This is a genomic window from Salinivibrio sharmensis, from assembly GCF_001995985.1.
In the GTDB taxonomy this organism is placed as follows: Bacteria; Pseudomonadota; Gammaproteobacteria; order Enterobacterales; family Vibrionaceae; genus Salinivibrio; species Salinivibrio sharmensis.
Genome location: NZ_MUFC01000001.1, coordinates 416,368 through 423,546, shown reverse-complemented (window position 1 = coordinate 423,546; position 7,179 = coordinate 416,368). Strand labels below are relative to the sequence as shown.

Annotated in this window: 4 protein-coding genes, 2 tRNA genes and 2 rRNA genes; 5 read left to right on the top strand and 3 right to left on the bottom strand. The window is 51.2% G+C overall.

All coding sequences use genetic code 11. The annotated features are described in order from the left end of the window. From BZG74_RS02065 to BZG74_RS02050, 4 genes are all read left to right on the top strand, one after another. Positions 1-2,773 (top strand): 23S ribosomal RNA (locus BZG74_RS02065); the annotation flags it as partial. 86 nt (positions 2,774-2,859) lie between these two features. Continuing rightward, positions 2,860-2,975, top strand: a 5S ribosomal RNA gene (rrf, locus tag BZG74_RS02060). A 99-nt stretch (positions 2,976-3,074) separates the two neighbouring features. Continuing rightward, a tRNA-Asp gene (locus tag BZG74_RS02055) sits at positions 3,075-3,151 on the top strand. An 8-nt stretch (positions 3,152-3,159) separates the two neighbouring features. Then, a tRNA-Trp gene (locus BZG74_RS02050) sits at positions 3,160-3,236 on the top strand. Positions 3,237-3,435: 199 nt separating this feature from the next. Here BZG74_RS02050 and BZG74_RS02045 read toward each other — a convergent pair. Next, the gene (locus tag BZG74_RS02045) at positions 3,436-3,834 is read right to left on the bottom strand and encodes a gamma-glutamylcyclotransferase family protein (RefSeq protein WP_077771110.1); all 399 of its coding nucleotides are present in this window, start codon (positions 3,832-3,834) and stop codon (positions 3,436-3,438) included. Positions 3,835-4,018: 184 nt separating this feature from the next. Between BZG74_RS02045 and BZG74_RS02040 the strand changes: the two genes are divergently transcribed. Further along, entirely contained in the window at positions 4,019-4,861 is an 843-nt protein-coding gene (locus tag BZG74_RS02040; protein ID WP_077771109.1) for an endonuclease/exonuclease/phosphatase family protein, read from the top strand. A 33-nt stretch (positions 4,862-4,894) separates the two neighbouring features. Here the strand turns inward: BZG74_RS02040 and BZG74_RS02035 are convergent, their stop codons facing one another. Further along, on the bottom strand, positions 4,895-5,584 hold the full coding sequence (locus BZG74_RS02035; protein ID WP_235605694.1) for a YIP1 family protein: 690 nt from the start codon (positions 5,582-5,584) through the stop codon (positions 4,895-4,897). Continuing rightward, on the bottom strand, positions 5,581-7,158 hold the full coding sequence (locus BZG74_RS02030) for a lytic transglycosylase (RefSeq protein WP_077771108.1): 1,578 nt from the start codon (positions 7,156-7,158) through the stop codon (positions 5,581-5,583). Before BZG74_RS02030 ends, BZG74_RS02035 begins: the two co-directional genes overlap by 4 nt. Positions 7,159-7,179 lie beyond the last annotated feature (21 nt).

Sequence of the window (7,179 nt, the reverse complement as noted above, 5' to 3'; positions counted from 1 at the left end):
TCCGAATGGGGAAACCCACCTGCATAAGCAGGTATCTTAGCGTGAATACATAGCGCTAAGAGGCGAACTCGGGGAACTGAAACATCTAAGTACCCGAAGGAAAAGAAATCAATTGAGATTCCGGCAGTAGCGGCGAGCGAACCCGGAGCAGCCCTTAAGCGGCTTAGGCGTTAGGTGAACAGGTTGGAAAACCTGGCAATAAAGGGTGATAGCCCCGTAACCGACGGCGCCTTAGWCGTGAAAWCGAGTAGGACGGGACACGTGATATCTTGTCTGAACATGGGGGGACCATCCTCCAAGGCTAAATACTCCTGACTGACCGATAGTGAACCAGTACCGTGAGGGAAAGGCGAAAAGAACCCCTGTGAGGGGAGTGAAATAGAACCTGAAACCGTCTACGTACAAGCAGTGGGAGCCTCCATGTGGGGTGACCGCGTACCTTTTGTATAATGGGTCAGCGACTTAATGTAAGTAGCAAGGTTAACCGCATAGGGGAGCCGTAGGGAAACCGAGTCTTAACTGGGCGACAGTTGCTTGCATTAGACCCGAAACCGAGTGATCTAGCCATGGGCAGGTTGAAGGTTGAGTAACATCAACTGGAGGACCGAACTCACTAACGTTGAAAAGTTAGGAGATGACCTGTGGCTAGGGGTGAAAGGCCAATCAAACTCGGAGATAGCTGGTTCTCCCCGAAAGCTATTTAGGTAGCGCCTCGGACGAATACTACTGGGGGTAGAGCACTGTTAAGGCTAGGGGGTCATCCCGACTTACCAACCCTTTGCAAACTCCGAATACCAGTAAGTACTATCCGGGAGACACACGGCGGGTGCTAACGTCCGTCGTGGAGAGGGAAACAACCCAGACCGCCAGCTAAGGTCCCAAAGTTATCGCTAAGTGGGAAACGATGTGGGAAGGCTCAGACAGCCAGGATGTTGGCTTAGAAGCAGCCATCATTTAAAGAAAGCGTAATAGCTCACTGGTCGAGTCGGCCTGCGCGGAAGATGTAACGGGGCTAAGCGATACACCGAAGCTGCGGCAATGTCCTTATGGATATTGGGTAGGGGAGCGTTGTGTAAGCTGTTGAAGGTGTGCTGAGAGGCWTGCTGGAGGTATCACAAGTGCGAATGCTGACATGAGTAACGATAAAGGGGGTGAAAAACCTCCTCGCCGGAAGACCAAGGGTTCCTGTCCAACGTTAATCGGGGCAGGGTAAGTCGGCCCCTAAGGCGAGGCCGAAAGGCGTAGTCGATGGGAAACGGGTTAATATTCCCGTACTGCTGCTTACTGCGATGGGGGGACGRAGAAGGCTAGGTGGGCCTGGCGATGGTYGTCCAGGTTCAAGTGCGTAGGCTGATTTCTTAGGCAAATCCGGGAAATCAAGGCCGAGACACGATGTCGAGCCACCAAGGTGGTGAAGTCATTGATGCCATGCTTCCGGGAAAAGCCTCTAAGCTTCAGGTAAGTAGCAACCGTACTCCAAACCGACACAGGTGGTCGGGTAGAGAATACCAAGGCGCTTGAGAGAACTCGGGTGAAGGAACTAGGCAAAATGGTACCGTAACTTCGGGAGAAGGTACGCTGCCCGCGGTGAAGTCCCTTGCGGATGGAGCTATGGGCAGTCGCAGATACCAGGTGGCTGCAACTGTTTATTAAAAACACAGCACTGTGCAAAATCGAAAGATGACGTATACGGTGTGACGCCTGCCCGGTGCCGGAAGGTTAATTGATGTGGTTATCGCAAGAGAAGCCATTGATTGAAGCCCCGGTAAACGGCGGCCGTAACTATAACGGTCCTAAGGTAGCGAAATTCCTTGTCGGGTAAGTTCCGACCTGCACGAATGGCGTAATGATGGCCACGCTGTCTCCACCCGAGACTCAGTGAAATTGAAATCGCAGTGAAGATGCTGTGTACCCGCGGCTAGACGGAAAGACCCCGTGAACCTTTACTACAGCTTGGCACTGAACATTGAGCCTACATGTGTAGGATAGGTGGGAGGCTTTGAAGCGGCGACGCCAGTTGCTGTGGAGCCATCCTTGAAATACCACCCTTGTATGTTTGATGTTCTAACTTAGCCCCRTTATCYGGGGTGAGGACAGTGCCTGGTGGGTAGTTTGACTGGGGCGGTCTCCTCCCAAAGYGTAACGGAGGAGCACGAAGGTGGGCTAATCACGGTCGGACATCGTGAGGTTAGTGCAATGGCATAAGCCCGCTTAACTGCGAGAGTGACGGCTCGAGCAGGTACGAAAGTAGGTCATAGTGATCCGGTGGTTCTGAATGGAAGGGCCATCGCTCAACGGATAAAAGGTACTCCGGGGATAACAGGCTGATACCGCCCAAGAGTTCATATCGACGGCGGTGTTTGGCACCTCGATGTCGGCTCATCACATCCTGGGGCTGAAGTCGGTCCCAAGGGTATGGCTGTTCGCCATTTAAAGTGGTACGCGAGCTGGGTTTAGAACGTCGTGAGACAGTTCGGTCCCTATCTGCCGTGGGCGTTGGATGATTGAGGGGAGCTGCTCCTAGTACGAGAGGACCGGAGTGGACGAACCGCTGGTGTTCGGGTTGTGTCGCCAGACGCATTGCCCGGTAGCTAAGTTCGGCACAGATAAGCGCTGAAAGCATCTAAGCGCGAAGCTGGCCCCGAGATGAGTCATCCCTAGAGCTTCGAGCTCTCTAAAGGGTTGTYSTAGACKASRACGTTGATAGGCAGGGTGTGTAAGCGCTGTGAGGCGTTGAGCTAACCTGTACTAATTGCCCGTGAGGCTTAACCATACAACACCCAAGAGGTTTTGGGTTGGACTTRAAATAAGCCAGTTGATTGTGGCGAGAACGAACAGCTTTCTAGATTACCGAATTTGCTTGGCGACCATAGCGCTTTGGACCCACCTGACTCCATGCCGAACTCAGTAGTGAAACGAAGCAGCGCCGATGGTAGTGTGGGGTCTCCCCATGTGAGAGTAGGACATCGCCAGGCTTTGATAATCTAATTAGAGCTTAATGTTGGGCTTTAGTTAGCAAAAATTTAAACATCAAAGCAGATTTTCGTAAGACTTTGATGATAAAGAATTGGTGCGGAGTGGTAGTTCAGTTGGTTAGAATACCGGCCTGTCACGCCGGGGGTCGCGGGTTCGAATCCCGTCCACTCCGCCACTATTTATAGGGGTATAGCTCCAATTGGCAGAGCAGCGGATTCCAAATCCGCGTGTTGGGGGTTCGAATCCCTCTACCCCTGCCATCTAAAAAGCATCGACGTTTGTCGGTGCTTTTTTTGATCTCAATACTACTGATAGACTAACTGATGGATAGTTGTGGTTGTGACATCAAAATCCGCGTGTTGGGGGCTGGGTCGCCAGTCCGATCGAATCCCTCTACCCCTGCCACTCGAAAAGCACTGACATCTGTCAGTGCTTTTTTTTATCCATCTAACAAGTCCTCTAATAGTTTTTGGCCACAAATTGGCTTGGGCCTGTGGCATCGGGCTGGTGACTGAAACAAAGCTCATAGGCAAATGCCGTGGTATGCATTGGTTCTGTTCGGCTCTCACTGTGATATTCGACTTCCACAATCACTCTCTGATACCCCGAACCCTCAAATGCATCGAGTTTAGGTAGAAAATGGGACAAGTCCTCTGCTTTTAAAAGCCAACCCTCAACGCGATCATTAACAGAGTCGCTGAGCTCAATGCCGGGATAACCTGAGGCCGATCCCCAACCACGGTCGGTGCGTATTGCTTGTATACTCGCAGGGAACCATTGGCCATAGACATCCGCGAGCACATGGTGATTTGTCCCTTCTGGACACAGGGTTCCGTATACGAAGAGGTTGTTAAGCATAGGCGTCGCTCCATGAATGCACCTTGTTATTGTTCCTTTTCTATCCTATCTCTGAGTCGAAGTAAGCAGCAAGTAATACGTCAGGGTAACCACTTGTATTTCAGCCTTCGTGATCGCAAAATCGGCGCCCATTCTAATAACAACCTATACTCACACTGGCAAGCGTTATGGTGGTGATTAAGCAATGAAACGACGTATTGGCAAAGTAGTGGCGTGGGGGAGTGCTATTTTTGTCCCTGCCGCGGTAGTAGGTGTCAATGGCTACTTTACTGTGCCTGACAGCACTCAGCTTCATACGGTGTCTGGCATACACCACCAGTGCATTGATTACACGCACTCTTCACCGCTTGATGAACAAGGCCGCTTCTCGCTCTTGGTATGGAATATTTACAAGCAGCAGCGCCCCCAGTGGGATACAGCCCTGAGCCAATACCATCAACCTCATCGTCTTATGCTGTTGCAAGAAGCAAGCTTTGGCCCACAGTTGGCGCGTTGGATCACGCAAGCATCATTGCACTATGACCAAGCTTATGCGTTTGCGATGCAAGATGCTGTTGCAGGGGTGATGAACCTTTCCAAAGTGAATCCTTTACACAGCTGTGCGTATACTGCGGTCGAGCCGTATTTGCGCCTTCCTAAAAGTGCTCTATATAGTGAGTACCAGCTTTCCAATGGACAGCGCCTTGCGGTAGTGAATATTCATAGCATTAACTTTACTTATGCAATGGCCGCTTATAAGAAGCAGTTGGCTGCATTGGAGCAAGCTTTGGCGCGTGTCGAGGGGCCGATTATTTTAGCCGGTGATTTTAATACTTGGTCTCAACGGCGGTTAGACGCGGTAAGAGCGATGGTGTCGCGCTTGTCATTACAAGAAATGCGTTACCACCCCGATGAGCGAATGACTAAATTTGGGTTGCCGTTGGATCATGTTTTCTACCGTGGGCTATCGGTAGAAAAGGCGAGTGCGATAGATAATGGCGCCTCCGATCACGCAGCGATAGAGGCACAACTAAAAGTGACAGGGTAGAGGCAGCGAGGGGCTTCCCCTCGCTGAATTTTCCTAGCTTAGTGCTATGACGATGGCCCAACTGGCAAAAACGGCAACCCAAGGCAGGGTAGCGACGACAATCGCTTTGCCATGATTGAGTGGTGTCCAAGTACCGATGACCGTAATGCTTAATACCCAGTACCACGGGAGCAGCAGTGGTAAGCTTGCTGCCCATGCACTCCATGAGGAGGCGAGCGGCAATTTTAGTAAGCCATTAAGACTGTTTAAGTCCGCATGAGCCGGCAAAATAAAACCGGATGATAAGGTCATATTGGTATAGCTTGCTAAATCGCCTACGACGGCAGGTAAAAAGATAAAGCAAGAGGCCGCGAGCCAATGACGATAGCCAAAATTAGGGGCTTCTTGTTTGGTGGCTAATCGAAACCAAAGTGCCAAGGCAAAAATGACCGCCGCTCGGCCAAACCAATCTCCGAGCACTTCAGAGGCAAGCAGTGTTTCACGTTGTAACCACTTTTCAGCGTCTGCAGGTGGCATCGATAATTGTTGCGTGAGTGCTTGCTGAAGCGCGGCAAGGTTTGTGTGATCAAAATAAGCACTCCAAAATGCAATAGCGCTTAGGCACATGAGCAAATAAGCCAACCAGCCCCATACCGGGCGCTGGCTTAATGCAGCAAAGCATGCACTGGGACGAAGGACGATGTCTCTTAAGGCGAACAATGGATTGGCTGAAGCTTGCATCATGAGCCGCTACTCCGAGAAATGTCGATATGCAGTGTCAGCTTTTGGCCTGGTTGGATATACGCGTTCTGGCGTAACTGGTTCCATTTCACCAGCTCGGCGACTGATACATTGTAGCGTTGTGCAATAGTGCTCAACGAATCACCTTGTCGAATTCGGTAGGTAATGGTCCGGATACGGCGTGCATCTCCTTCTTTATCCCAAACGACCAACTTCTGGCCGATGCTGAGGGTGTCACGAGGACTCATGCCGTTCCACTTAGCGAGCTGACGGTAATCAACATCGTAGCGACGGGCGATGGTCCAAAAGCTGTCGCCTTGGCGTACTATGTGGGTGCGCTTGTGACCATCACGCTCCGCCGCTTGCAATGCTGCGAGGCGCTGTGGTGCGCTTAGCGTGTATTGTGACTCATCTTTCAGCGACACAGGGATCATCAGGCGCTGACCTACACGAATACGTGAGGAGCGGAGTTGGTTAGCACGTTTTAATACCTTGACCGTCGTGTTGTACTCAGCTGCGATTTCACTCAGGCTATCCCCTGATTTCACCGCGTAACGTTCGACACGCAGGCCTTGGTTGTCGTTTTTCGCCAGTTCAGTGTTGAAGCGTTTAACATTGTCATTAGGTAATAATAAATGGGTTGGCCCTGATGGCGCTGTGGCCCAATGATTATACGCAGGGTTCAGGCTTTGAAGCTCTGAAACACTTAAACCGGCATAGTTTGCCGCGAGCGCGAGATCCATTTGCATCTTAGGGTCAACCAAGGTCAGTGCGGGTTGGTTGGGGATTTCTGGTACTTCTAATCCGTACTGATCTCTGTTGCGAAGCACATCACCAAGCGCGATTAGCTTAGGGACATAACTGCTGGTTTCTTTTGGTAAGTCCAAGTGCCAAAAGTCTGTAGGCTCACCGCGTTGTTCGTTGCGACGAATAGCACGAGCCACGCGTCCCTCGCCGGAGTTATATGCAGCGATAGCGTGTAACCAATTGCCATCAAACATGCCATGTAAGTACTCGAGGTAATCAAGCGCCGCATCGGTTGATTGCACCACATCGCGGCGGCCGTCGTACCACCAATTTTGTTCCAAGCCAAAACGGCGACCTGTTGCTGGGACAAATTGCCAAAGGCCGGCAGCCCGGCCATGGGAGTAAGCAAATTGATCAAACGAGCTTTCTACGACGGGAAGCAATGCCAGCTCTAGTGGCATGTTGCGTGCTTCAACTTTTTCTACGATCAAGTGTAAAAATGGCGTGGCGCGCTCAGCCACAGTAGCAAGGTGATTAGGGTACTTTAAATACCAATTACGATAACGGCGCACCGAGGCGTTATCAGGCACTGGAAGCGAAAGCTGCATACTGATGCGTTGCCACACATCATTCTGTTTTTGCGGGGAAAGTACCGTAGGCGTCGCTGGTGTGGCTTTCTTGGGCGTCTCTGTGGCTTTATCAGGCGAGCGCGTTGTTTCTTTTGCGACAACGGGCGGTGCCTCGGAGGCGATATCCGTGTTTTGAGCGTCGCCGATAGACTGACAGCCGCTCAGCAACAGCGTGCTCAATATAACAAAACGGTACTTCATTGCATAAAACCTTCGTCCAAA